This is a genomic window from uncultured Jatrophihabitans sp., from assembly GCF_964252635.1.
Lineage (GTDB): Bacteria > Actinomycetota > Actinomycetes > Mycobacteriales > Jatrophihabitantaceae > Jatrophihabitans.
Genome location: NZ_CAXUNP010000038.1, coordinates 1 through 25,131, shown reverse-complemented (window position 1 = coordinate 25,131; position 25,131 = coordinate 1). Strand labels below are relative to the sequence as shown.

The window sequence follows — 25,131 nt, the reverse complement described above, 5'->3', positions numbered from 1 at the left end:
TCCATAGTCGTCACCATCGCGGCAATTGGCGAGCCGGGAGCTGACAGGATCATGGGGTGGCCGCACCCGACATCGTGATCCCGGACGCCCTGCGACCCGCCGACGGCCGGTTCGGGTCGGGCCCGTCGAAGGTGCCGGCAGCGGTCGTGCACGCTCTCGGCGACACCGGCGGCACCCTGCTCGGCACCAGCCACCGCCAGGCGCCGGTCAAGGCCCTGGTGGCGCGGATCCGGGCCGGGCTGACCGCGCTGTTCGACGCCCCGGCGGGATACGAGGTGCTGCTGGGCAACGGCGGTTCGACGTCGTTCTGGGACGCCGCGGCCTTCGGCCTCGTGCGCGAGCGTTCCGCGCACCTGGTGTGCGGCGAGTTCTCGAACAAGTTCGCCGCGGTCACCCGGGGCGCGCCGTTCCTGGCCGAGCCGGTGGTCCACGCCAGCGAGTACGGCAGCGCGCCGGCACTTGTCGCCGACGACGGCGTCGACGTGTACGCCTGGCCGCAGAACGAGACCTCGACCGGCGTCGTGCTGCCGGTGCGGCGGCCCGATGGTGCCGACCCCGCGGCGCTGGCGCTCGTCGACGCGACCTCGGCCGCCGGGGCCGTACCGGTCGAGCTCGCGCAGACCGACGTCTACTACTTCGCCCCGCAGAAGGCCTTCGCGGCGGAGGCGGGGCTGTGGCTGGCGCTGTGCTCGCCGGCCGCGATCGAGCGCATCGGTGAACTGCGGGCGCAGCGGTGGGCGCCGCCGACGCTCGACCTCACCCTGGCGCTGGAGAACTCCCGCAAGGACCAGACGTACAACACCCCCGCCGTCGCGTCGCTGTGGCTGCTCGCGCACCAGGTCGAGTGGCTGCTGGGCGCCGGCGGGTTGCCCTGGGCGGCCGCCCGCACGCAGGACTCGTCGGGCCGGCTCTACCGGTGGGCCGAGGCCACGGCCTACACCACGCCGTTCGTCGCCGACCCCGTCCTGCGCAGCCCCGTCGTCGGCACGATCGACCTCGACCCGGCCGTCGACGCCGCGACGGTCATCGCCGTCCTGCGCGCCAACGGCATCGTCGACACCGACTCCTACCGGGCCCTGAACCGCAACCAGCTGCGGATCGGCATGTTCCCGGCGGTCGACCCCGACGACGTCGAGGCGCTCACCCGGTGCGTCGATCATGTCGTCGAACGCCTCTGACGGCGTCGGGCCCGTCGCGCCCTGCGCGAGGCGGCGGCCGCCTGGCGGACGGGAGGCGACGAGCGGCGACCGGCCGTGCTGGACGCCCTGGCCGGCCTGGACGCCGTGCTGGGCCCCTACCTCGAGCGCGAGGAGGCCGAGGCCATGCCGGTGACCTCACGCGCCATCACCCAGCGCCAGTGGCACCAGTGGGACCAGGCCCACAACGTCAAGTCCAAGAAGCCGGCCCAGCTCGGGTTCGAGGGGCACTGGCTCATCGACGACGTCGACCCGGTCCGCCGCCAGACCGTGCTGCACGAGGTCCCGCTCGTGCCCCGGTACCTGCTGCTGTGGGGGTTCGGGCCCCGCTACCGGCGCCGGAAGGCCATCCTCTGGCCGCGCGCCGCGGCCTGATCCGGACCGGGCCCGTCGCCCCCGGCGTGTGCTGCCGGGCCGGTCGCGGATGTCGACCTATCGTCGGCGCATGCGTCAACTGCGCCTGGTAGGGATCGCCGACGACCACTCCCACGTCGTCCTCGACACGGCCGACGGACCCGAGCGGTTCGCGCTGCTGCCGGACTCCGGCCTCGATGCGGCGCTGCGTTCGGTGGCCGCCGCGTCGGCGCCGGCCGAACCCGCTGTGCCGGCGTCCGCACCGGCCGAGCCAGTGGCGTCGGTGTCGTCTCCCGATCCGTCCCGCGAGCTGCCCTTCGGCCCGCGCGAGATCCAGGTCCGGGTACGGGCCGGCGAGTCGCCCGCCGAGGTCGCCGAGTCCTACGGCGTCGCGGTTGAACGGATCATGCGTTTCGCGGCGCCGGTGCTCGAGGAACGCGTCCGCATCGCCGACGAGGCCCGCCGGGCCCGCGCCCGGCGCAGCAAGGGCGACGCCGGCGAGGGCGTCCTCGTCGTGTTCGGCGAGGCCGTCGACGCGCGGTTCGCCGCCCACGGCATCGACGCCACGACCGTCGCCTGGTCCTCGCGGCGGCGCGAGGACGGCGAGTGGGTCGTGCGGGCCGACTGGCGTGGCGGCGAGGGCACGCACGGTGCCGAGTGGGCCTTCCGCCGCTCGTCGCGGTCGGTGACCGCACTCGACGACACCGCCTCCGACCTGCTCAGCGACCGCCCCATCCGGCCCGTCGTGCCGCAGGCCCCGGAGCGCCCGTCGCTCGTGGCCGCGCCGCCGCTCGCCCCGGGCGTCGTGGCGTTCCCGCCGCCCATGCCCGAGGCGCCCACCGAGCCGCTGCCCGTGGTCGAGCACGTCTTCGACCAAGAGGCCCCCGACCGCCTGCAGGAACTGGGCTTCCTGTCCGACGACTCCGCCGAGGCCGAGCTGGACTTCGACGCACCGCCGCTGCCGCTCGGCATCACCGACCCCTCGACCCGACCGGCGGCCGTCAACCGGCTCACGTCCGTGCGCAACATCGGGGGCGGCAAGCGCGAGGAGTCCGAGGACGAGCGGGCCGCCCGCGTCAAGGTGCCGTCCTGGGACGACATCCTGCTCGGGGTGCGCCGCAAGCAGGACTGACCGCCACCTGATCACACAGGTGATCGACACGCGTTCTGCAGGGCTGTGGACCGGCAGAACGCGTATTGATCACCTGGACCGAGGTGTTCGCTGTGCGGAAACTGGTTCGCCGCTGTCCGGGGGTGGACGTACCGTAGGTCAACGTGACGACGCCTGATCCCTACGCACCGGTGGCGTCGTCGGACACCGACACGAGCACCCTGCGCACCGTGCTCCGGCTGCGGCACTGGGCCCGCCCGCACCGCACCTCGTTCGCGATCATGGTCGCGACGGCCACCGGCGCCATGTTGGCCCAGACGTTGATCCCGCTCGTCGTCGGCGCCGTCGTCGACGGGCCCATCCGCCACCACGACGACGGCGGCCTGTGGAAGCTGTCCGGCCTGGCGCTGGCCTTCGGGGTGGCCGAGGCGGCACTGTTCTGGGCGCGTCGACAGTCCATGGCCTCCGCCGCCCTGGGTATCGAGACCGACCTGCGCCGCGACCTGTTCGCCCACCTGCAGCGGCTGCCGGTGGCCTTCCACGACCGCTGGCCGTCCGGGCAGCTGCTCTCCCGGATGACCACCGACCTGTCGACGCTGCGCCGCTTCGTCGGCTTCGCCGCCGTGTTCCTGTTCGCGAACACGGTGGCGTCGGTGGTCGTCGTGATCCTGCTGCTGCACATCCAGTTCTGGCTCGGCCTGTTCGTCGTCGTGGCCATGGTGCCGCTGATGGTCATGACGCGGCGCTTCGAGCTGCGCTACAGCCGCGAGGCCCGCCGCGTGCAGGACCTCACCGGCGACCTCGCCACCTCGGTCGAGGAGTCCGCACTCGGTATCCGCGTCATCAAGTCCTACGGCCGCCGGCCGCACATGCTCACCGGCTTCAGCGGCGACGCGGGGCGGCTGCGGCAGGCCGAGCTGACCAAGATCCGCACGTTGGGGCACTTCTGGGCCTTGCTGGAGGGCCACCCCCAGCTGGTGCTGGCCGGCACCACGGTGGGCGGCGTGCTCGCCGTCAGCCACGGGGCCATGAGCCTCGGCTCGCTCGTGGCCTTCGTGGCGCTCTACCTCCGCCTCATCTGGCCGATCATCTCCCTGGGCTGGCTGCTCGCCCTGGCCGAGGAGGCCGCGAGCGCGGCCCGGCGGATCTTCGAGGTGCTCGACGCCCGCCCCGCGATCCTGGACCCGGAGACCCCGGTGGCCGCCGAGGCCGGCACCAGCCTGGTGCTGGAGGGCGTGCATTTCAGCTATCCCGGCAGCGATCGCGAGATCCTGGGCGGCGTCGACCTCGCGGTCGAGCCCGGCGAGACGATGGCGCTGGTCGGCGCCGTCGGGTCGGGCAAGACCACCCTCACCGCGCTCGTCCCCCGGCTCTACGACGTCACCGCCGGACGGGTGCTGATCGGCGGGGTGGACGTGCGCGACCTGCGCCTGGACCAGCTCCGCCATGCGGTCACGACCGCCTTCGAGGACGCCACCCTCTTCTCGGCCAGCGTCCGCGAGAACCTGACCCTCGGGCGCGCCGGTATCGACGACGTCGACGTCGCGGAGGCCATCGACGTCGCCCGGGCCGGCTTCGTCCACGACCTGCCCTTCGGGCTCGACACCCGCATCGGCGAGCAGGGGCTGTCGCTGTCGGGCGGGCAGCGACAACGTCTCGCGCTGGCCCGCGCCGTGCTGGGCCGGCCCCGGGTGCTCGTGCTCGACGACCCGCTGTCGGCGCTCGACGTGCACACCGAGGCCCAGGTCGAGGCTGCGTTGCGCCGCGTGCTCGCGAACACCACCGCCCTGGTGGTCGCGCACCGGCCGTCGACGGTGCTGCTCGCCGACCGCGTGGCGGTGCTCGCCCAAGGGAAGATCGTCGCGGTGGGCACGCACCGCGAGCTGCTGGCCGACGTCCCGGTCTACCGCGACCTGCTCGCCCAGACCTCCGAGCTGGACCAGACCTCCGAGCTGGACCAGACCTCCGAGCTCGAGGAGGCCGGGCGATGAGCGAGGCGCCGGCGGAGCGTCAGGCCGACTGGCAGGGCGAGCTCACCGAGGAGGCCAGGGCCGAACGGGCCGTCGACGCCGTCGACCCCAGCGGCCGGCCGCGCCTCGGTGGCGCCGGTCGTGACCTCATGCGCGACCTGCTCCGCCCGTACCGGGCCCAGGTCTGGGGTGTGCTGGGCATCGCGCTCGTGCAGGTCGTGGCCACCATGGCCGGGCCCTGGCTCGTCGGCGTGGCCATCGACGACTCGCTGCCGGACGCGCGGCGCGGCGACTACACCTCGCTGACCGCGGTCGGCATCGCCCTCGCCGTGAGCGCCGTGGCCGGCGGCTGGCTGCGGTCGGTCTTCGTCATCCGCAGCGGACGCATCGGCCAGGCCGTCATCTACGACCTGCGTCGCCGCGGCTTCAACCACGTGCAGGCGCTGTCGGTGGCCTTCCACGAACGCTTCACGTCGGGCCGGGTCATCTCGCGCCTCACCTCCGACGTCGACACGCTCAACGAGCTGCTCGAGGCCGGGCTCGACGGGCTGCTGACGGCGGTGTTCAACATCGTGGCCATCGCCGTCATCCTGCTGATCCTCGACCTGCCGCTGGCCCTCGCCGCGATCGGCGCGCTCGTCCCGCTGTACCTGCTCTACCGCTGGTTCTCCGAACGGGCCGCGGTCGCGTTCCGGCGCACCCGCGAGAACGTCGCGACGATGATCGTCAACGTCGTCGAGACCTTCAACGGCATCCGCGCCGTGCAGGCGTTCCGTCGCGAGAAGCGCAACGACGCCATCTTCGCCGACCTCAACGAGACCTACCGCGAGGCCAACCGGCGCACCTTCACCCTGCAGGCCTGGTTCATCCCCGGCACCGCACTCATCGGCAACCTGGCCACGGTCGCCGTGCTGCTCATCGGTGGCTACCGCGTCATCGGCGGCGGCCTCGAGCTCGGGGTGCTGACCTCGTTCCTGCTGTACCTGCGCCAGTTCTACGACCCCATGGAGGACCTCGGCGTCTTCTACAACTCGCTGCAGTCGGCCACCGCGGCGCTGGAGAAGATCGCCGGCGTGCTCGCCGTGCCGCCCGGCGTCCCGGAGCCCGAACAGCCGCGTGAGCTGCCGGCGCCGGTCGGCGGCGCCCTCGACCTCGACGACGTGTCCTTCGGCTACCACGCCGACCACCTCGTGCTCGAGCACCTCGACCTGCACGTGCCGGCCGGGCAGACCGTCGCGCTCGTCGGGGCCACCGGCGCCGGCAAGACCTCGATCGCCAAGCTGCTCGCGCGCTTCTACGACCCGGTGGCCGGCAGCGTCCGCCTCGACGGCGTCGACCTGCGCGACGTTCGCGACACGCAGCTGCGCGAGGCGGTTGTGATGATCACGCAGGACGGCTTCCTGTTCTCGGGGTCGGTCGCTGACAACATCGGCTTCGGCCGGCTCGGGGCGACCCGTGACGAGATCGAGGCGGCGGCGCAAGCTGTCGGCGCGCACGACTTCATCACTGCGCTGCCGGACGGCTACGACACCGACGTGCGCAAGCGCGGCGGACGCCTCTCGGCCGGGCAGCGGCAGCTGGTCGCGTTCGCGCGCGCGTTCCTGGCCGACCCGGCGGTGCTCATCCTCGACGAGGCGACGTCGTCGCTGGACGTGCCCGCCGAGCGGGCCGTGCAGCGTGCGCTGCGCACCGTGTTGGCCAGCCGGACGGCGTTGATCATCGCCCACCGGCTGAGCACGGTCGAGATCGCCGACCGCGTCCTCGTGCTCGACGACGGGCACATCGTCGAGGACGGGACGCCCGCTGACCTGGTGGACTCCGGCAAGGGGCAGTTCGCCGACCTGCACGCGTCCTGGGCCGACTCGCTGGTCTGACCGTCAGCGCCGGATCAGCTGCACCACGCCGGCGTCGGTGCCGGTGACCCACACCCGGTGACTGCCCGGGTCGACGGCGACGGTGTTGGGCTGGCGCACCGTCGGGTAGCGCGCGATCACGGACATGCGATCACCGACGACCCGTACGCCGACGACCTCGTTGCGCGCCGTGAGCGTCACCCAGACCGTGCCGGTGGTCGCGTCGACCGCCAGCCCGTACGGCGTGCCCGGCAGCGACAGCCGCCCGACCTGCTTCAGTGGCGACAACCGGTCGAGCAGCAGCGCATCACCCCGCGTGTCGGAGACCAGGACGGTGTTCGGGCGCACGAGCACGCCGTGCGTCGGCCCCTTCCCGGCGTCGATGCGGCCGCGCCGGGTCAGGGTGGCGAGGTCGTAGGTGCTGACCGTGAAGGCGCCGACGTCGACCACCGCCACCGTGTCGCCGGCGGCCACGACGCCACCGGGCTGGGTCAGGTCGCGGATCGTGCGCAGCACCCGCCCGTTGCGCAGCACCGAGATCGACCGGCCGAACTCGTTGCCCACGACGACATCGCCGTCGGCGGCGCGGGCCGCGTCGTGCGGCTGCTTGCCGACCGTGGTGGCGCGGATCGCCCCGGTGGGCAGCGGGACCTCGACGATCTTGCGGGCGCTCTCGGCCGGGACCAGGACCTCGTCGCCGGTGACCGAGACCTGCAGGTGGCGCACGTCGCCCGGCAGCGGCACGCTCCGCCGCACGGCGAGCGAGTCCGGGTCGAGCAGCAGCAGCCGGTCCGGCTTGCGGACGGCCACCGCGACGAGCCCCGCCCGGGGTGCGTAGACGATGCCCTCGGGCGCGGCGCCGACCGTTCGGACGCTGCCGTCGGCGGCGGCCGTCGTGCGCGGGGCCGTGGCCGGTTCGGCCGCGCCGGGGCGGTCCGACCCGGACGAGCAGGCCGCCAGCGCCACGCCGGCGACCGTCAGCCAGGCGAGCAGCCGTCGTGCTCGCCGTGGGCTCACCACGCCAGTGTGCCTGCTCGCCCGGGCGGGCCGGTCAGCAGAGGCGCGCGAACCCCACCGCGGCGGCCGTCGCCACGTTCAGCGAGTCGACGCCGTCGGCCATCGGGATGCGCACGCGGTTGTCGGCGGCGGCCAGCGTGGCCGGCGACAGCCCGGGGCCCTCGGCACCGAGCAGCAGCGCCCACCGGGCCGGTACCTCCGCGCGCCGCAGGTCGACCTCGCCCCGTGGCGTCATGGCCAGCACCCGGTGACCGCCGGCCCGCACGCGGTCGAGCGCTTCCGGCCACGCGCCCGGCAGCACCGCGAACGGCACCCGCAGCACGTGGCCCATGGAGACCCGCACGCTGCGGCGATAGAGCGGGTCGGCGCACTGCGGGTCGAGCAGCACGCCGTCGACGCCGAACGCGGCGGCGTTGCGGAACAGCGAGCCCAGGTTCTCGAAGTCGTTGAGCGACTCCAGCACCGCGAGCCGGGGCGAGGCCGCGATCAGCTCGTCCGGGTCGCGCGGGGGCAGGCGGTCGGCCGAGGCCAGGACCCCGCGGGTGACGCGGAAGCCGACGACCTGCGAGAGCAACCACTTGTCGACCGACAGGACCGGTACGTCGTGGCCGGCCAGGGCCGGTGCCAGGGCCTCGAGCCGGGCCGGAACCCCGATGACGGCTCGCACCGGGTACGGCGAGTGCAGCAACCGTTCGACCACGTTGACGCCCTCGGCGATGACCACGCCGCGACGGTCCGGCCGCACGTCCGCGTCGGTGAGATCGCGGAAGTCGTCGAACGCCGGGTCGTCGGGGTCAGTGAGGGTGATCGGAGACGACGGCACGCCGCCCATCGAAGCAGTCGCGGCCGACCCTTACGAACCGGACAAGCGGGCCACGGCCCGCGCGGGCAGCCTGCCGGGCGTGATCCCGCGGCGCCGGGCGAACACGACACCCACGGCGAGCGCGCTCAACACGCACACCAGCCCACCGCCGGCGATCCCCCAGCGCGGGCCCGCCCACTCCCCGACCCAGCCCACGATGGGGGCGCCGAGCGGCGTGCCGCCGAGGAAGCACATCAGGTAGAGCGCCATCACCCGTCCGCGCATGGTGGGGCTGACGCCGAGCTGCACCGAACTGTTGGCGGCGGTGGTCACCGTGAGCATGCCGACGCCCGTGGGGACGAGCAGCAGCGCGGTGAGCAGGAAGGTCGGCATCAGCCCGCTGGCGATCTCCACCGCTCCGAAGCCGACGACGGCGAGCAGCAGGAAGGCCGGTGACGGGCGCCGTACCCGCCGGGCCGCGAACACCGCGCCGATCACCGCGCCCACGCCGAGCGCCGTCGAGAGCAGGCCGTAACCGCTGGCCCCGCGGTGGAACACGTCCTTCGCGAGCAGCGCCGAGGTGATCTGGAAGTTCAGGCCGAAGGTGCCGACGATGAAGATCAGCACCATGGTGAGGACGAGGTCGGCCCGGTCGCGCACGTAGGTGACGCCGGCCCGCAGCTGCCCCGGCCCGCGCTGCACGACCGGCGCGGGGAACAGCTCGTCCCGGCGCATGAGCAGCAGCCCGGCGAGCACGGCGGCGCTGGAGGCGGCGTTGGCCACGAACGCCCAGCCGGTGCCCACCGCCGCGATCATCACGCCGGCGACGGCCGGCCCGACGATCCGGCCGGTGTTGAAGACGGTGGAGTTGATGCCGACGGCGTTCGCGAGGTCGTCCCGGCCGACCATCTCGATGACGAAGGACTGCCGCACCGGGGTGTCGATCGCGGTGACCACGCCGAGTGCCAGCGCGAGCACCAGCACCTGCCAGTAGGCGACGATGCCGGCGATGTCGAGCAGCCCGAGGGCCAGAGCCACGAACGCCAGGCCCGACTGGGTGGCGAGCAGGATGCGCCGCTTGTCGCCGCGGTCGGCGATGACGCCGCCCCAGAGGCCGAGCAGCAGCTGCGGCCCGAACTGCAACGCAGTGACGACGCCCAGCGCCGTGCCCGAGTTGGTCAGTTGCAGCACCAGCCAGTCCTGCGCGACGCGCTGCATCCAGGTGCCGGTCAGCGAGACCAGCTGACCACCCGCGTAGAGCCGGAAGTTGCGGGTGCGCAGGGCACGGAACACGCCGCGGGACGGTGGCGGGGCCTCGGTGTTCGGTTGCGTCGCGCGCGACGCCACCGACGTCACTGGTCGGCCAGCTTGTCCAGGATCGGCACCACGCGGTGCAGGACGTCCCGTTCCTCCGGGCTGAGCGTGGCCAGCCGCAGCGACAGCCACCGGTCGCGTGAACGCCGTTCCTCGATCAGCAACGCCTGGCCGGCCTCGGTGATGGTGATGATCGCCTGGCGCTTGTCGTCTGGGTGCGGCTGCCGTGACACCAGACCCCGCTCCTCGAGCGTGGCGAGCACTTTCGTCATCGACGGCGGCTGCACCTTCTCGCAGGTCGCGAGCTCGCCGGCGCTCATCGGGCCGTGCTGGACCAGGGTGTTCATGGCCGAGAGGTGGGTGAGCGTGACGGAGGTGTCGACGCGCTGGTTGCGCACCAGGCGGGTGAAGCGCAGCAGGGACGGGCGCAGCAGGGAGGCGAGAGCCGCCACCGAGTCGCTGATCGCCGTCGTCACGATAGTTAGTCTAGCTAACCAACACCTGCGCAGCGAATGCGCGAGACCCGTACGCTCAGGCCGTGCCTGACGACCGCCAGCTCGTGCAACCGCCGCCGGTGCAGATGAACACCCGCCGGATCGTGGCGATCGGCACCGCGCTGTGGCTCGTCGCCGTGGTCGTGCAGCTGCCGTTCTACGGCTGGCTGGGTGACCACGGACACCGCATCACGCTGTGGTCGTCAGTCGCCGGTTTCGGGCTCGGCTTCTGCGGCTACGCCATCATGCTGCGCCACCGACGCCTCGGCCGTACCGTCTGACCCGGGAGCGGCCTCCGGCTCGGGAGCGGCCTCTGACCCGGGAGCGGTCGACACCTCGTTCGGCGTGATCTCGTCGCCGTCGTCCCACACGACCTCGGGCGCCTCGCCCAGCCGGGTCGGTTCGGCGACCACGCCCGAGTGCGCGCCGCAGCCGTACTCGACGCTGACGACCGCACCGTCGGTGTCGGCGACGTCGTTCGCGCACACCCCGAAGGCCCCGGACAGCGACCCCGCGAGCGGGAGCAGGAACCCGCAGGTGCCGCACGGCGCGGGCGCCTGGCGGGCCATCGGGGTGTCCGGTCCGTGGTCGCCGTCGTACCAGCGCTCGGCGGTGTCGAGGCGTCCGTCACGGGAGAGCACCTGTTCGCGACCCAGGCCCAGCTCGAACGCGACCGCCTCGACGGCCGGGTCGTCGGACTGGACGTAGGCGGGGACCAGGCGCGGGTCGTCCGGACGTGCGGGCAGCAGGTCGCCGGGGCTGAGGTCACCCGGGCGCACGCGTTCTTCCCACGGCACCCACGGCGGGGCCAGCAACGCACCCTGACCGGGCAGGAGCACGACCTCGTCGACGGTGACCTCGTCGTCGACCCCCTCGGCGTCGACCCGGCCCAGCGTGACGGCCCAGTGCCAGCCGACGTACCCCGGCAGCGTCGTCGCGAAGGCGTGCGTGGCCACCGAGCTGTACTCGCTCGCCGGCTCGGCCGTGACACCGAGGTGCTCGCCGACGTGGTCACCCCCGAGGTCCCGCGCCGCGGCCCGCGCGAGCTCGACCGACGCGGCCAGCTCGGCGTCGGGCTCCGCGGCCACGCCGGGATCGTCGGCGGGGGGCGCGGTGAGCGTGTCCTCGGGGTTCGTCACCCCCCCATTCTCGCCGACGTGGGCCCGCGACGCTCGCGCCCCCCCGGTGACGAGGTCCGCGGTGAGGCAGGATGGACGGGTGGGCAAGCGCAAGGACGAGCGACCGCACGGGCGGTTCGGGCGGTCGGGCCACACGACGCACCACATCTCCGGCTACCCGGACGCGAGCCCTCGACCCGGGTTCGACCCGGACCGGGCGCAGGACTTCCGGTCCGACGACACCGAGGCCCACGTCCGTCCGCCGACCCACACCCGCGAGTACGAGGTACTGCGGGGCGACGACCGCTACGGCTACCGCGAGGACCGCTACCGCGACGAGCGCCCGTACCGCGACGACCGCTACGGCTACCGCGACGAGCGCCCGTACCGCGACGACCGCTACGGCTACCGCGACGAGCGCCCGTACCGCGACGACCGCTACGGCTACGAGAGCCACGGCTACCCGCCACCGCCCGGCAGCCCGCCCCCCGGCGCCGATCCGTACAGCGACTCGACGTACCACACCGGCACCGCCGTCGACCCGCAGTCGACGCCGACCGTCGGGCGTGCGGCGCTGCACCTGGGCAAGGCCACCGCACGCGGCACCAACCGCGCCGCGCGCACCGTCACCCGCAAGGTCATCTCACTGAGCGAGGCCGACGGCGCCAAGGAGTCCGGCCTCACCGCGCTGATCTGGAACCAGGTGCTGAGCTACGGCACCGACGCCATGATCACGGTCGCGCTGGCCGGCACCGTGTTCTTCGGGGCGTCCGCCGACGCCCAGCGCGGCAACGTGCTGCTGTACCTGCTGGTGACGATGGCGCCGTTCGCGGTGGTCGCACCGGTGATCGGCCCGGCGCTGGACCGGCTGCAGCACGGTCGGCGCTGGACGATGGCCGGCACCGCCATCGGTCGCGCCGTGCTGGCCCTGATCATGGCGATGCATCCCACCGACCTGCTCGTGCTCTATCCGTGCGCGCTCGGGTCGTTGGTGCTGTCCAAGGCCTACGGCGTCCTGCGGGCTGCCGCTGCGCCGCGACTCGTCCCGGCCGGCATGACCCTCACCGCGGCCAACGCCAAGCTGACCATCTTCGGGTTGGGCTCGACCATCGTGCTGGGCGGGCTGGTCGGGGCGATCATCAACCTCACCGGGTCCTACAGCGTCGGGCTGGTCGTCACGGCCGTCGGTTTCTCGGCGTGCGCGTTCTTCGCCTTTCAGCTGCCGAAGCAGGTCGACTCGGCGCAACCCGCACCGCGGCACCCGGAAGAACCGGTACGCCCCAAGCGCCAGGACAAGGTGCCGCCGCTGGCGCGCATCCAGCAATGGGCACGGCGCGGTTTCGGCGCCCACCTCGTGATCGCCCTGCAAGGTCAGTCGGTGCTGCGCCTGCTGTCCGGCATGCTCACCATCTACCTGGCCTTCTACGTCGAGGGCACCAAGCACGGGCTGGCCGGCGTGGTCGAACTCGGCGGCGTCGTCGGCGCGGCCGGCTTCGGCAATTTCCTCGGCATCGCCATCGGCACGCGGCTGCGGATGGCCAAACCCGAGTCGCTGATCGTGGTCTCGACCGTCATCGGCTTCGCCACCCTGCTCGTCTCCGCGCTCATCTTCAGCATCCTGGTGGCCATCGTCGCCATGCTCGTCATCTCCGCGCTCAACTCGCTGTCCAAGATCGCCCTGGACTCGTTGATCCAGAACGACGTCATCGAGACGCTGCGCTCCAGTGCGTTCGGCAAGTCCGAGACCTTCCTGCAGCTGGCGTGGGTCATCGGCGCGGCGATCGGCGTGGCCCTGCCCAGCTCCGACAGCGGTGACGGCACCATCGCCTTCGTCGTCGCCGCCGTGATCACTGGCGCGGTCGCCGCGCTGGTCGTGCTGCGCACCCGCGCCTCGACCCGGCAGCGGACGGGGCCGCGCCTCGACAACGCGTCGGGCGCCGGCCTCCCGCGCAGCCTCGACTGATGCGGGTCCGCTGATGCAGATCCTGGTCGTCACCGCCGTCGACGCCGAGCGCGACGCCATCGTGGGCGCGGCCGGCCCGGGCGCGCGCGTCGTCACCGTCGGGGTGGGTCCCGCGGCGGCTGCAGCCGGGACGGCGCGGGCCCTCGACGAGCAGCCCGCCGACCTGGTGCTGTGCGCCGGGGTCGGCGGCGGGTTCGCCCCCGTCGGTGTCGGCGACGTCGTCGTCGCCACCCGGATCGTGCACGCCGACCTCGGCGCCGAGAGTGCCGAGGGGTTCCTGCCGATGAGCACCCTGGGTTTCGGCACCGACTCCTACGACGTCGCGGCCAAGCTCGGCGTCGAGCTCGCCGACCGGACCGGCGGCCACCTGGGCGCTATCCTCACCGTCAGCACCGTCACCGGGACCGCCGCGACCGCGCAGGAACTGGTGCGGCGCCACCCCGACGCCCGGGCCGAGGCGATGGAGGGTGCTGGTGTCGCCGCCGCCGCCGGGCTCCGCGGCATCGCCGTCGGCGAAATCCGGGCCGTGTCCAACTCGGTCGGCCCGCGCGACCGCTCCGCGTGGCAACTCCCCGCCGCATTGCAGGCGCTGGGCACCGCGGTCGCCGCGGTGCTCGACGCCGAGACCGACCCCCAGGAAAGGACGACCGGGTGAAGCTCGCCCACTCCCCCTGCCCCAACGACACGTTCGTCTTCCACGCGTGGTCGCACGGGCTCATCGAGGGTGCGCCGTCCGTCGACGTCACCTTCGCCGACATCGACGTGACGAACACCGCCGCGGAACGGGGCGAGTTCGACGTCGTCAAGGTGTCCTACGCGGCGCTGCCCTGGCTGCTCGACGACTACACGCTGCTGCCCAGCGGCGGCGCGCTCGGCCGCGGCTGCGGGCCTCTCGTGCTCTCCCGCGGCGACATCGACAGCGTCGACGGGCGCACGGTGGCCGTGCCGAGCAGGCGCTCGACGGCGTACCTGCTGTTCCGGCTGTGGGCGACCGGGCAGCGGCCGGCCCGCATCGACGTGGTGCCCTTCGCCTCGATCATGCCGGCCGTCCGGGACGGGCGGTACGACGCGGGGCTGGTCATCCACGAGGCGCGCTTCACCTACCCCGGCTTCGGGCTGACCTCGCTCGTCGACCTCGGCGCGTGGTGGGAGTCCGACACCGGCCTGCCCATCCCACTGGGGGCGATCCTGGCCCGCCGCACGCTGGACGCAGGGGCGTTGACGCGCGCCGCCCGCGCGTCGGTCGAGTACGCGTGGGCCGACCCGTCGGCGTCCGCCGGGTACGTCGCCGCCCACGCCGACGAGATGTCACCGGACGTGCAGGCGCAGCACATCGGCCTGTACGTCAACGAGTTCACCCGCGACCTCGGCGACGAGGGCTACGCCGCCGTCACCAGGCTCCTGGACCGAGCTCACCGGGCAGGTCTCACCCCCTCCAACCCTGCTCTGCGCTGACGCGACCGTCCGCTGGTGCGGCCGGCAACGACGGGACCCGAACGAGACGCTGGGTCGCGACGACAGCAGAGAAGTGCCGGGGAGGCGGTCAAGCCTCGAGGTTGTCGGCGAAGCGCCGCAACAGCCCGGCGATCTTTCGGGCCTCGGGACGGTCGGGGTAGCGGCCGCGGCGCAGCGAGTTCGACGTGTTGTCCAGCAGCTTGATCAGGTCTTCGACGAGCGGGGCCATCTCCTCGGCGGGCATGCGCACGTTGCGCGTGACCGACGGCACGGGATCGAGCACCCGCACCTGCATCGCCTGGTTCCCCTTGCGCCCGGAGACGACGCCGTACTCGACGCGCTGCCCGGCCTTGAGCTCGGTCATGCCGTCGGGGAGCGCATCCTTGTGCACGAAGACGTCGTCGCCCTCGTCGTTGGACAGGAAGCCGAAGCCCTTGTCCGTGTTGAAGAACTTGACCTTGCCGGAAGGCACCGGATACTCCTCGATCGACCTGCGGGGGAAGTGGGGGGACGCGACGGGCGAGACGTGCACCTGCGGCTGCGCCCCGTCGGGACCAGATTACTGGTCACCGCCACCCGGGAACACCACGCACCGATCGGCGGCCGTCCGCCGACCGTGGCACACTGGAGCGTCCGGTTCCATCGCGCCGCGGCGTCCCCCACGACGCCCGTCGACACCCAGCGCCCGAGAGGTCCTGAGCATGAGTTCGCCTCGTCTTCCCGAGCAGTTCCGCAACGAGCCCGAGGACGACTTCTCGGTCTCCGAACTGGTCTCCGACGCGTCCGGCGCACACTCGCCGTTCGGCAACATCGAGTACCCGATCCCGGCCGAGGAGCTGTCCTTCTACCAGCACCCGCGCCCCGAGGACCGCCCCCACCTCGCCGACGGGCGCTGAGCTGCCCGACCCCGTGACCGCCTCGCCGGTTCCGCAGGACTCCCGCGCTGCGTCGTCGACCTCGCGGACGTCCTCGCTCACCGAGTGGCTGCGCCGCCGTGACGACCGCCAGCTCGCGGCCCTGCTCCGGCTACGTCCCGACCTGGCCCTGCCCGCCGCCCCGGACCTCGCGGCCCTCGGCGCCCGCCTGGGAGTACGGACGTCGACGCAGCGCAGCGTCGACGGGCTGGACGCGCTGACCCTGCGGCTGCTCGAGAACCTCGTGCTGGCCGCCGGCGCCGACGACGCGGTGTCCGACGGCGTCGTCGAGGACGACCTGGACGCCCTCGAGGCCCTGTTCGACCGCGCCCTGGTGTGGGGCGACGCGGACCTCGTCCACCTGACCCCGGCCGTGCGCGACGCGGTGGGCCTCTACCCGGCCGGGCTGGGGCGCCCGGCGTCCCGTCTGTTCGCCGGCGTGGCCGACATCCAGCTCGTCCCCGTGCTGCGCCACCTCGGCATCCCGCCGACCGCCCAACCCCGCGGCGGCCAGGCCGCGGCGGCGGTCATGGCCGACCCCGACCGCCTCGCCCGTGAGTTGGAGAGCCTGGACGACGACGAGCACGAGACCCTGGACCGCCTCGCCGCCGGGCCGCCCGTGGGCACCGTGCGCCGGACCCGTGACGACGACGCGCCGTCCGCGGCGGCGCGGCTGATCGACCGCGGTCTCCTGGTCCCGATCGACGGGCAGCGCGTCGAGCTGCCGCGCGAGGTCGGGGTGGCGCTGCGGCAGGACCGGCGCGGTGACCGGCAGGTGTCGGTCCGGCCCGAGGCCCCGGCGGTGCGTCTCGTCGAGCGCGAGCCGCTGGCCCTGGACCAGATCGGCACCACGGCCGTGCTGGAGGTGCTGCGCCTCGCCGACCGCGTCGCCGAGTCGTGGAGCGCGCAGCCGCCCACGACCCTGCGCTCGGGCGGCCTCGGGGTGCGCGAGCTGCGCCGCACCGCCCGTGATCTCGGGGTCGACGAGGACACCACCGCCGTGGTCGTCGAGACCATGTACGCGGCCGGCCTGCTCAATGCCACGACCGGCCAGGAACCCGTCTACCTGCCCAGCGTCACCTTCGACGAGTGGCGCGCCCGCAACCCCGCGGCGCGCTGGCTGGCCCTGGGCTCGGCCTGGCTGGCCATGACCCGCCAGCCGGGCCTGGTCGGGCAGCGGGGCGACCGCGACCGCGTCATCACCGCCCTGGGTCCGGACGTTGAGCGCGGGACGATGCCCGCACTGCGGCGTCAGGCCCTCGGGCTGCTCGCCGACCTCGCCCCCGGCGCCGCCCCCGCCGATCGGGAGGAGGTGCTGGCCCTGTTCGCCTGGCACCAGCCCCGCCGGGCCGCCGGGCAGGTGCCGCTCGTCGCCGCGGTCCTGGCCGAGGCCGACCTGCTGGGCGTCACCGCGGCGGGCGGCCTGACCGGTTACACCCGCACGATGATCTCCGGGTCGGTGGCGGCCGTGGAGCGGGCACTGGACATCGCGCTCCCGGCACCGGTCGACCACTTCCTCGTGCAGCCCGACCTCACCGTCGTCGTGCCCGGGCCGCCCGTGCCCGCGCTCGGCGTCGAGCTGGGCCTCGTCGCCGACCTCGAGTCCACGGGCGGCGCCAGCGTCTACCGGATCACCGAGCGTTCGGTCCGTCGCGCCCTGGACGCGGGACGGACCGGCGGGCAGCTGGCCGCCTTCGTGACCACCCACTCCCGCACGCCGGTGCCGCAGGCCCTCACCTACCTCATCGACGACGCCGCCCGCCGGCACGGTGTGCTGCGGGCCGGGGTGGCCGGGGCGTACCTGCGGTGCGACGACGTCAGCCTCCTGGACCGCGTGCTGGCCGAGCGCGGCACGGCGGGCCTGCACCTGCGCCGTCTCGCCCCCACCGTCCTGATCACCTCCGAACCGGTCACCGATCTGCTCGACACCCTGCGCGAGGCCGGTTTCGCGCCGGCGGCCGAGTCCCCGGACGGCGAGGTCGTGACGCTGGAGGTCGACCCGCCACGGGCACCGGCGCGTCCGGCCGGTCGCGGGTCGGGCGTACGGGCCGCGATCGACCCCGACGCGCAGGCCACCGAGCTGGTGCGGCGCCTGCGATCCGGCGACGCCCTGGCCGGGGCCGACACGCGCGTGCAGGCGATCGCCCGGGACGTCCCCGGCGTCACGTCCGCGGCCACCATGGAGACCCTGCGACGCGCCGTGCGCGAGGCGCAGGTGGTGTGGTTCGGCGCGGCCGAGGCCGACGGGTCGACGACCGCCCACACCCTGCAGCCGATCTCGCTGGCCGCGGGGACGTTGCGCGGTTACGAGCGCGGGCGGTCCGGCCTGGCGTCCTACGCCGTGCACCGCATCACCGCGATCCGCGTCCTCGGAGAGGACGAGGCGCAGAGCCTCGGAGAGGACGAGGCGCAGAGCCTCGGAGAGGACGACGTGGCACGCCCGGACGGGTCGTCGTGACCCAGCTGGCTGCTCCCGGGATGAACGAGCACACGGGGCGCTGGAGCCCCCTGTGGTGGCGCGTCCCGCTCTGGGCCGTGGTGATCGCGGTCAGCGTGTACGACACGCACGACCGGACAGCCAAGATCACGGTAGGAGCGGTGATGGCGGTCGGCGCGATCGCGCTGCAGTTCGTGTCGGTGGACGACGTTCTCGTGCAGCGGTGCGCAGTGCTGATCGCCACGGTCGCCGGGCTCGCGGCGTGTCTTGCGGGTCCGCGCGGGCTGGCCGAGATCCTGATCTTCGTCGCCGCGGCCCGCTTCCCGCAGGTCTTCGACGGCCGCCTGCTGGCAGGACTGGTGACCGTCGACGCCGTCGCCACGGGCGTCGTCCTCGCGGTCATCACGAACAGCGTGCCGGGTGCGCTCGTCGGTCTCGGGGTGCCGGTCGTCGTCCAGCGTTCGGTCGAGCATCGCGACCTCGTGCGGGAACGCGACCGCGCCACCGCCCTGCTCGCCGAGGTCGAGCGGGGCCGTGAGTCGGAGGCGCAGGCCGCGGCGCTGCAGGAGCGCGGCCGGATCGCGCGCGAGATGCACGACGTACTCGCCCACAGCCTGGCCGGCTTGTCGGTGCAGCTGCAGGCCGTGCGGGCCGTCGCCGCCCGCGAGCAGGTCGGGCCCGCCGTGCTCGAACCGCTGGACCGCGCCGCCACCCTCGCCCGGGACGGCGTGGCCGAGGCGCGTGCGGCGGTCAGCACCCTGCGCGACCCGGTCGGGCTCGGCCTCGACGCGGTGCCCGACCTCGTCGACCGCTTCCCGGGCGACGCCAGGTTCGGTCGCGAGGGCGTCCCGGGCACGGTGAGCGCGGAGGCCGGCCACGCCGTCTACCGCGCCGTGCAGGAGTCGCTGACCAACGCCGCCCGCTACGCCCCTGGAGGCACCGTGCACGTGACCCTGGCCTGGGCACCGGGCCGGCTGACGGCGACCGTGCTCGACACCGGACCCGCTGCGGGGCGCGAGGCGGTGCCCGGTGTGGGTACCGGCCTCGGCCTGGCCGGCATGGCCGAGCGCCTCACGGCGGTCGACGGCACGGTGCGGGCCGGCCCGCACGGCGCCGGCTGGCAGGTCGAGATGGACGTCCCGGCGACGGTCGGGCCCGACCGGTGATCCGGCTCGTCCTGGCCGACGACCAGGCGGTCGTCCGCGACGGGCTCGTCCTGCTGCTCACCGCCAGCGGGGAGATCGACGTCGTGGGCACCGCGGCCGACGGCTCCGAGGCGGTCGCGCAGGTCGTCCGGAACGCCCCCGACGTCGCCCTGCTCGACCTGCGGATGCCGGTGATGGACGGCGCCGAGGCCACCGCCGCCCTGACCCGACAGTGCCCCGACGTCGCGGTCCTCATCCTCACCACGTTCGCCGACGACGACGCCGTGCTGCCGGCCCTGCGGGCGGGCGCTGTCGGGTACCTCACGAAGGACGCGACCGGCGAGGAGCTCGTCGGCGCGATCCGCGACGTCGCAGCCGGCCACACGGTGCTCGACCCCGGCGTGCAGAAGCGGCTGGTCGAGCTGCTGCGCGCCGCCCCGCCGCCGCCCGGCACGGCGTCCCCGCAGGACTCGCCAAGCGCTCCGTCCGAGGAGGCCGAGGGCCTGACCCGGCGCGAGGTCGACGTCGTCCGGCTGGTGGCCGACGGGCTGTCCAACACCCAGATCGCGCGGCGGCTCGTGGTCAGCGAGGCGACCGTGAAGACCCATCTCAACCACGTGCTCTCGAAGCTGGCCGTCGACGGGCGGTCGGGTCTCGTGGCCTGGGCGTGGCGCAACGGCCTCGGCGGCAGCTGATCGACGCCGCCGGGAACGCGGCGCGGCGTCCGGTTGTTTGAGACAATCGAGAGTCGCTCGAAGCCTCGGAGACCAGTGAATGACGCTTGCGGAGTGAACCGACAACATGGCGCCTCCGGCGCCCGAACGGAGTGAGGGCGTGTCTGACGGCCCCCTGATCGTCCAGTCCGACAAGACCCTGCTGCTGGAGGTCGACCACCCGCAGTCCGTCGAGGCACGCGGAGCCATCGCGCCCTTTGCCGAGCTCGAGCGCTCGCCCGAGCACGTCCACACCTACCGCCTCACCCCGCTGGGCCTGTGGAACGCGCGCGCCGCCGGGCACGACGCCGAGCAGGTGGTCGACGCCCTGGTCCGCTTCTCGCGCTACCCCGTTCCGCACGCGCTGCTCGTCGACGTCGCCGACACGATGGACCGCTACGGCCGGCTGCAGCTGGTCAAGCACCCCGTCCACGGGCTGGCGCTGGTCAGCCTCGACCGCGCCGTACTCGAGGAGATCCTGCGGCAGAAGAAGATCGCTCCGATGCTGGGCGCGCGCGTCGACGACGACACCGTCCTCGTCCATCCCTCCGAGCGTGGCCACCTCAAGCAGGCCCTGCTGAAGGTGGGTTGGCCGGCCGAGGACCTGGCCGGCTACGTCGACGGCGAGGCGCACGAGATCGACCTCGACGAGGAGAACTGGCACCTGCGCGACTACCAGCAGCAGGCCGCCGACATGTTCTGGGCCGGCGGCTCGGGCGTGGTCGTGCTGCCCTGCGGCGCCGGCAAGACGCTCGTGGGCGCGGCGGCCATGGCCAGGGCCAAGGCCACGACGCTCATCCTCGTCACCAACACCGTCAGCGGACGGCAGTGGAAGCGCGAGCTGCTGGCCCGCACCTCGCTCACCGAGGACGAGATCGGCGAGTACAGCGGCGAGAAGAAGGAGATCCGCCCCGTCACCATTGCCACGTACCAGGTGATGACGACGCGGCGGAAGGGCGAGTACCGCCACCTCGAGTTGTTCGACTCACGGGACTGGGGCCTGATCGTCTACGACGAGGTGCACCTGCTGCCCGCGCCGATCTTTAGGCTCACTGCCGACCTGCAGTCGCGCCGCCGCCTGGGGCTCACGGCCACGCTGATCCGCGAGGACGGGCGCGAGGGCGATGTGTTCTCCCTCATCGGCCCGAAGCGGTACGACGCGCCGTGGAAGGACATCGAGAACCAGGGTTACATCGCGCCGGCCGACTGCACCGAGGTCCGCGTGACGCTCACCGACGCCGAGCGGATGGCCTACGCCACCGCCGAGCCCGAGGACCGCTACAAGCTGGCCGCGACGGCCCGCACCAAGCTGCCGGTGATCAAGAGCATCGTCGACCAGCACCCGGACGACCAGGTGCTGGTGATCGGCGCCTACCTCGACCAGCTCGAACACGCCTCCGAGACCCTCGGCGGCGCGTCGATCATCCAGGGCTCGACGACGACCAAGGAACGCGAGCGGCTCTACGACGAGTTCCGGCGGGGCGAGTCCCGCGTCCTCGTCGTCAGCAAGGTGGCGAACTTCTCCATCGACCTGCCCGAGGCGGCGGTGGCGGTGCAGATGTCCGGCACCTTCGGCTCCCGGCAGGAGGAGGCGCAACGGCTCGGTCGCGTGCTGCGCCCCAAGGCCGACGGACGGCAGGCGCACTTCTACACCGTCGTCGCCCGCGACACCCTGGACGCCGAGTACGCCGCGCATCGGCAACGGTTCCTGGCCGAGCAGGGTTACGCGTACACGATCGTCGACGCCGACGACCTGCTCGGGCGTCCCCTGCCGGAGTTCCCGGTCGAGGACGACTGAGCGCCGCCCGGCGCCGCGCTGAGCGACGACCCGCAGCGACCAGGTGCGGGTGGTAGACGTAGCGGCATGTTCTCGTCCCGCCGACGTGTCGTCCTCGTCCTGCCCCTGCTCGCCCTGACCGGGGCGATCGGGCTGACGTCGTGCACGTCGGGCTCGTCGCACGCCGGGAAGACCCGTAGCGCCGGCACCGCATCTGCTGCCGCCCGGCCGGCCGCGGGCGGGCGGTCCGTCGCCCCCGCCACGCTGGCCGCCACGTTGCAGCAGGGCCTGTCCGGTGCGACGTCCGCGCGTCTGGTCGTGTCGTCGACGTTGGGCTCCCAGACACTGCGCGGTTCGGGCGACGTGGGCCTGTCGAACGGCACCATCTCGCGGGCGGATCTACAGCAGCAGCTGCCCAGTGGCCTGGGGAGCCTGCGCATCGTCGTGGTCGGCGACCGGACGTACGCCAAGCTGCCGGGCGCGCTGAACACGTCGGGCAAGCCGTGGGTGCTGCTCGACCCGGACAGCAAGAGCCTCGTCGTGTCGCAGCTCGCGTCCACCGTCGCGCCCGTGCTGGCCGTTGCCGCGCCGGCCAGCCTGGTCACCTTCGCCCGCTCCGCGTCGTCGGTCACCGACCTCGGCAGGGCGACGACGTCCGGCGTCGCCACCACCCACTACCGGGTGACGGTCGACACGAGCACGCTGCCGTCCTCGGTGCCCAGCAGCATCACGGGAGGCGGGAAGTCCCCGGTCCCCGTCGACATGTACCTCGACGCGTCCGGCCGCCCACGGCGGGTCAGCGGGACGTTCTCGATCAGCGGCCAGTCGGTGACGCCGACGATCGTCCTGTCGGACTACAACGCCCCCGTGACGGTCACGGCACCTCCGTCGGACGAGGTCAGCACGCGGTAGTGGTCACGCCGCCTCTCATTCTTCGGCAGAATGATTAGGTGAACGTCGCGCTCGACATCCTCGCCCTGGTGGCGGTCGTCGGCTTCGGCGCGGCAGTTGCCCGGCGTTTCGGCTGGCCCGAACCGTTGTTGCTCGTGGTCGTCGGTATCGGTCTGTCCTTCGTGCCGCACGTCCTCGAGATCACGCTGACACCGGACATCGTCCTCATCGGCCTGCTGCCGCCCCTGCTGTACGCGGCCGCCCTGCAGACCTCGCTCGTCGACTTCCGCGCCAACCGCAGGCCGATCCTGTTGCTGTCCGTCGGGCTGGTGGCGTTCGCGACGCTTGCGGTCGGCCTCGTCGCGTGGTGGGTCGTGCCGGCGGCCACGCTGTCGGCCGGTTTCGCGCTCGGTGCCGTGGTGGCGCCCCCCGACGCGGTCGCGGCGACCACGGTCGCGCGCAAGGTCGGGATGCCCCGGCGCATCGTGTCGATCCTGGAGAGCGAGAGCCTGGTCAACGACGCCACCGCCCTGGTGGCGTTGAACACGGCGGTCGCGGCCATCACCGCCTCCGTGACGCCGCTCGAGGTGGGCTGGGACTTCGTCCGGTCGGCCGGCGGCGGCATCCTCGTCGGTCTGGCCGCCGCGTTCGTGCTCGCCAAGATCCGTCGGCGCATCGACGACACGGTGCTCGACACGACACTGTCGTTCGCCGCGCCCTACCTCGCGTTCCTGCCCGCCGAGGAGATCGGCGGTTCGGGCGTGCTCGCCGTCGTCGTCACCGGCCTGCTGCTGGGCCACAAGGCCCAGGTGCTGCAGACGGCGAGCTCGCGGATCGCCGAGAACGGCAACTGGCGCACGGTGCAGTTCCTGCTCGAGAACGTGGTGTTCCTGCTCATCGGGCTGCAGGTACGGCGGCTGCTGCAGACCGTCATCGACTCGGATCTCACGTGGACGCAGGTCGTGGTGCCGTGCGCCGTCGTGCTCGTGACCACGATGGTGGTGCGGATCGTCTGGGTGTTCGGCGCGGCCGGGTTGCTGCGCCTGCTGGGCACACGCACCTGGGACTGGCGCACCTCCACCGTCGTGTCGTGGGCCGGCATGCGCGGGGTGGTCACGCTCGCTGCCGTGTTCGTGCTGCCCCTGAAGACCCCGCAGCGCGGCCTGATCGCCCTGTGCGCCTTCGTGGTGGTGGCGGGCACGCTGCTCATCCAGGGCCTGACCCTGCCGACCCTCGTGCGTCGGCTGCGGTTGCCCGCGCCGGACGCCGCCGAGGACGCGCTGCAGAGCGCGCAACTCGTCAACGCCGCGGCCAACGCCGGCCTCGCCGCCCTCGAGGAGGTGGCATCCGACGACGAGTCCCCCGAGGTGATGAAGGATCTGCGCGAGCGGGCGATGACCCGCAGCAACCGCATCTGGGAGCAGCTGGGCCGTTCGCAGAGCGAGGTCGAGCCGCCGTCGGCGGTCTATCGCCGGCTGCGCCTGCAGATGCTCTCCGCCGAACGCGGGTCCATCCTCGAGGCCCGCGACAGCGGGGTCTACGACGACGAGGTCGTGCGCCAGTCGCTGCAGGCCATCGACCTCGAGGAGTCGCTGCTCGACCGCATCGACGACGCCGCCGGCCGCGTCGACGACGAGCTCGTCACTGCACGTCAGCGCGCCGGGGACTGCGAGCACCTGAGGGATGCACCCAAGGTCATGCGGGCCAACACGCCGGACGGCTGCGAGGAGTGCCTGCGTGACGGCACGCGCTGGGTGCACCTGCGTCTGTGCCTGGAATGCGGGCACGTCGGCTGCTGCGACTCCTCACCCGGTCGGCACTCGGTCAAGCACTACGAGCAGGACCACCACCCCGTCATGCGCTCGATCGAGCCCGGCGAGGCGTGGCGCTGGTGCTTCGTGGACGAACTCCTCGGCTGACCCGCCCCGAGTTGTCCGCTCCCGAACGCGCTCGGGGTCGTCGACGCGCGGACAACTCTCGAGCCACGCGCGAGTTGTCCGCTCCCGAACGCGCTCGGGCTCGTCGACGCGCGGACAACTCACGGGGTGAGGGGACGACGAAGGGGCGGCCCGCTCTCGCGGACCGCCCCCTCGGACGTTGCTGGTACTAGGACGTCAGATCAGAAGTCCATGTCCCCGCCGGGCATGCCGCCCGGGGCACCGGCCGGGGTCTTCTCCGGCTTGTCGGCCACGACGGCCTCGGTGGTCAGGAACAGCGCGGCGATCGAGGCCGCGTTCTGCAGCGCCGAGCGGGTGACCTTGGTCGGCTCGACGATGCCCTCCTTGAACATGTCGACGTACTCGCCGGTCGCGGCGTTGAGGCCGTGACCCACGGGCAGACCGAGCACCTTCTCCGAGACGACGCCGCCCTCGAGGCCGGCGTTGATCGCGATCTGCTTCAGCGGGGCGAGCAGCGCGACCTTGACGATGTTGGCGCCAGTGGCCTCGTCGCCGGTCAGGTCGAGCTTCTCGAAGGCCGAGACGGTTGCGTTGGCCAGGGCCACGCCACCACCGGGGAGCAGGCCCTCCTCGACGGCCGCCTTCGCGTTGCGAACGGCGTCCTCGATGCGGTGCTTGCGCTCCTTGAGCTCGACCTCGGTGGCCGCGC

Annotated in this window: 23 protein-coding genes; 16 read left to right on the top strand and 7 right to left on the bottom strand. The window is 73.1% G+C overall.

All coding sequences use genetic code 11. The features are described 5' to 3' along the window. Positions 1 to 56: 56 nt before the first annotated feature. From serC to ACFFCA_RS15325, 5 genes are all read left to right on the top strand, one after another. Entirely contained in the window at positions 57 to 1,178 is a 1,122-nt protein-coding gene (gene serC, locus ACFFCA_RS15345) for a phosphoserine transaminase (RefSeq protein WP_375486305.1), read from the top strand. A gap of 75 nt (positions 1,179 to 1,253) precedes the next feature. Continuing rightward, a complete protein-coding gene (locus ACFFCA_RS15340) occupies positions 1,254 to 1,571 on the top strand; it encodes a hypothetical protein (protein WP_375486303.1) in 318 nt (105 codons plus the stop codon). A gap of 70 nt (positions 1,572 to 1,641) precedes the next feature. After that, a complete protein-coding gene (gene sepH, locus ACFFCA_RS15335; protein WP_375486301.1) occupies positions 1,642 to 2,682 on the top strand; it encodes a septation protein SepH in 1,041 nt (346 codons plus the stop codon). Between the two features lie 143 nt (positions 2,683 to 2,825). Beyond that, on the top strand, positions 2,826 to 4,652 hold the full coding sequence (locus ACFFCA_RS15330; protein ID WP_375486299.1) for an ABC transporter ATP-binding protein: 1,827 nt from the start codon (positions 2,826 to 2,828) through the stop codon (positions 4,650 to 4,652). Next, complete coding sequence (locus ACFFCA_RS15325) at positions 4,649 to 6,505, top strand: ABC transporter ATP-binding protein (protein ID WP_375486297.1); 1,857 nt, start codon at positions 4,649 to 4,651, stop codon at positions 6,503 to 6,505. Before ACFFCA_RS15330 ends, ACFFCA_RS15325 begins: the two co-directional genes overlap by 4 nt. Before the next feature lie 3 nt (positions 6,506 to 6,508). On the opposite strand, the gene ACFFCA_RS15320 is transcribed toward ACFFCA_RS15325, so the two are convergent. From ACFFCA_RS15320 to ACFFCA_RS15305, 4 genes are read right to left on the bottom strand one after another with little or no spacing between them, the layout of a single operon-like run. After that, complete coding sequence (locus tag ACFFCA_RS15320) at positions 6,509 to 7,501, bottom strand: YncE family protein (protein ID WP_375486295.1); 993 nt, start codon at positions 7,499 to 7,501, stop codon at positions 6,509 to 6,511. Positions 7,502 to 7,535: 34 nt separating this feature from the next. Further along, the gene (locus tag ACFFCA_RS15315; RefSeq protein ID WP_375486294.1) at positions 7,536 to 8,324 is read right to left on the bottom strand and encodes a TrmH family RNA methyltransferase; all 789 of its coding nucleotides are present in this window, start codon (positions 8,322 to 8,324) and stop codon (positions 7,536 to 7,538) included. 30 nt (positions 8,325 to 8,354) lie between these two features. Beyond that, positions 8,355 to 9,659, bottom strand: coding sequence for an MFS transporter (locus ACFFCA_RS15310; RefSeq protein ID WP_375486292.1), 1,305 nt, complete (start codon positions 9,657 to 9,659; stop codon positions 8,355 to 8,357). Then, positions 9,656 to 10,093 carry a MarR family winged helix-turn-helix transcriptional regulator gene (locus ACFFCA_RS15305; RefSeq protein ID WP_375486290.1) on the bottom strand — a complete coding sequence of 146 codons (438 nt, stop codon included), beginning with the start codon at positions 10,091 to 10,093 and terminating at the stop codon, positions 9,656 to 9,658. Before ACFFCA_RS15305 ends, ACFFCA_RS15310 begins: the two co-directional genes overlap by 4 nt. 62 nt (positions 10,094 to 10,155) lie before the next feature. On the opposite strand from ACFFCA_RS15305, the gene ACFFCA_RS15300 reads away from it, so the two are divergent. Continuing rightward, positions 10,156 to 10,392, top strand: a complete 237-nt coding sequence (locus ACFFCA_RS15300; RefSeq protein WP_375486288.1) for a DUF2530 domain-containing protein — start codon at positions 10,156 to 10,158, stop codon at positions 10,390 to 10,392. Here the strand turns inward: ACFFCA_RS15300 and ACFFCA_RS15295 are convergent. Further along, positions 10,315 to 11,397 carry a DUF3027 domain-containing protein gene (locus ACFFCA_RS15295; RefSeq protein WP_375486287.1) on the bottom strand — a complete coding sequence of 361 codons (1,083 nt, stop codon included), beginning with the start codon at positions 11,395 to 11,397 and terminating at the stop codon, positions 10,315 to 10,317. The genes ACFFCA_RS15300 and ACFFCA_RS15295 overlap by 78 nt on opposite strands. On the opposite strand from ACFFCA_RS15295, the gene ACFFCA_RS15290 reads away from it, so the two are divergent. Genes ACFFCA_RS15290 through ACFFCA_RS15280 form a run of 3 tightly spaced genes read left to right on the top strand, consistent with a single transcriptional unit; the run spans position 11,330 to position 14,647 of the window. Beyond that, positions 11,330 to 13,192 carry an MFS transporter gene (locus ACFFCA_RS15290; RefSeq protein ID WP_375486285.1) on the top strand — a complete coding sequence of 621 codons (1,863 nt, stop codon included), beginning with the start codon at positions 11,330 to 11,332 and terminating at the stop codon, positions 13,190 to 13,192. The genes ACFFCA_RS15295 and ACFFCA_RS15290 overlap by 68 nt on opposite strands. A 13-nt stretch (positions 13,193 to 13,205) precedes the next feature. Next, complete coding sequence (locus ACFFCA_RS15285; RefSeq protein ID WP_375486283.1) at positions 13,206 to 13,847, top strand: futalosine hydrolase; 642 nt, start codon at positions 13,206 to 13,208, stop codon at positions 13,845 to 13,847. Then, on the top strand, positions 13,844 to 14,647 hold the full coding sequence (locus ACFFCA_RS15280; RefSeq protein WP_375486281.1) for a 1,4-dihydroxy-6-naphthoate synthase: 804 nt from the start codon (positions 13,844 to 13,846) through the stop codon (positions 14,645 to 14,647). Before ACFFCA_RS15285 ends, ACFFCA_RS15280 begins: the two co-directional genes overlap by 4 nt. A gap of 88 nt (positions 14,648 to 14,735) precedes the next feature. On the opposite strand, the gene ACFFCA_RS15275 is transcribed toward ACFFCA_RS15280, so the two are convergent. Beyond that, entirely contained in the window at positions 14,736 to 15,119 is a 384-nt protein-coding gene (locus ACFFCA_RS15275; RefSeq protein WP_375486279.1) for a cold shock domain-containing protein, read from the bottom strand. Between the two features lie 229 nt (positions 15,120 to 15,348). Between ACFFCA_RS15275 and ACFFCA_RS15270 the strand changes: the two genes are divergently transcribed. The 7 genes from ACFFCA_RS15270 to ACFFCA_RS15240 all read left to right on the top strand — a co-directional run bounded on the left by ACFFCA_RS15270 (position 15,349) and on the right by ACFFCA_RS15240 (position 24,443). Continuing rightward, entirely contained in the window at positions 15,349 to 15,543 is a 195-nt protein-coding gene (locus ACFFCA_RS15270; RefSeq protein WP_375486277.1) for a hypothetical protein, read from the top strand. A gap of 13 nt (positions 15,544 to 15,556) precedes the next feature. Then, positions 15,557 to 18,019 (top strand): helicase-associated domain-containing protein, encoded by a 2,463-nt coding sequence (locus tag ACFFCA_RS15265; protein WP_375486275.1) that lies wholly within the window; start codon positions 15,557 to 15,559, stop codon positions 18,017 to 18,019. A 20-nt stretch (positions 18,020 to 18,039) separates the two neighbouring features. Next, positions 18,040 to 19,164, top strand: coding sequence for a sensor histidine kinase (locus ACFFCA_RS15260; RefSeq protein WP_375486273.1), 1,125 nt, complete (start codon positions 18,040 to 18,042; stop codon positions 19,162 to 19,164). Beyond that, complete coding sequence (locus ACFFCA_RS15255; RefSeq protein ID WP_375486271.1) at positions 19,161 to 19,838, top strand: response regulator; 678 nt, start codon at positions 19,161 to 19,163, stop codon at positions 19,836 to 19,838. Before ACFFCA_RS15260 ends, ACFFCA_RS15255 begins: the two co-directional genes overlap by 4 nt. Positions 19,839 to 19,977: 139 nt before the next feature. Next, positions 19,978 to 21,654, top strand: coding sequence for a DNA repair helicase XPB (locus ACFFCA_RS15250; RefSeq protein WP_375486269.1), 1,677 nt, complete (start codon positions 19,978 to 19,980; stop codon positions 21,652 to 21,654). Between the two features lie 66 nt (positions 21,655 to 21,720). Next, entirely contained in the window at positions 21,721 to 22,545 is an 825-nt protein-coding gene (locus tag ACFFCA_RS15245) for a hypothetical protein (RefSeq protein ID WP_375486267.1), read from the top strand. A gap of 38 nt (positions 22,546 to 22,583) precedes the next feature. Continuing rightward, entirely contained in the window at positions 22,584 to 24,443 is a 1,860-nt protein-coding gene (locus ACFFCA_RS15240; protein ID WP_375486265.1) for a Na+/H+ antiporter, read from the top strand. A gap of 200 nt (positions 24,444 to 24,643) precedes the next feature. Here the strand turns inward: ACFFCA_RS15240 and ACFFCA_RS15235 are convergent. Then, positions 24,644 to 25,131: TCP-1/cpn60 chaperonin family protein (locus ACFFCA_RS15235; protein WP_375486263.1), on the bottom strand; the 488-nt coding region annotated here is incomplete at its 5' end.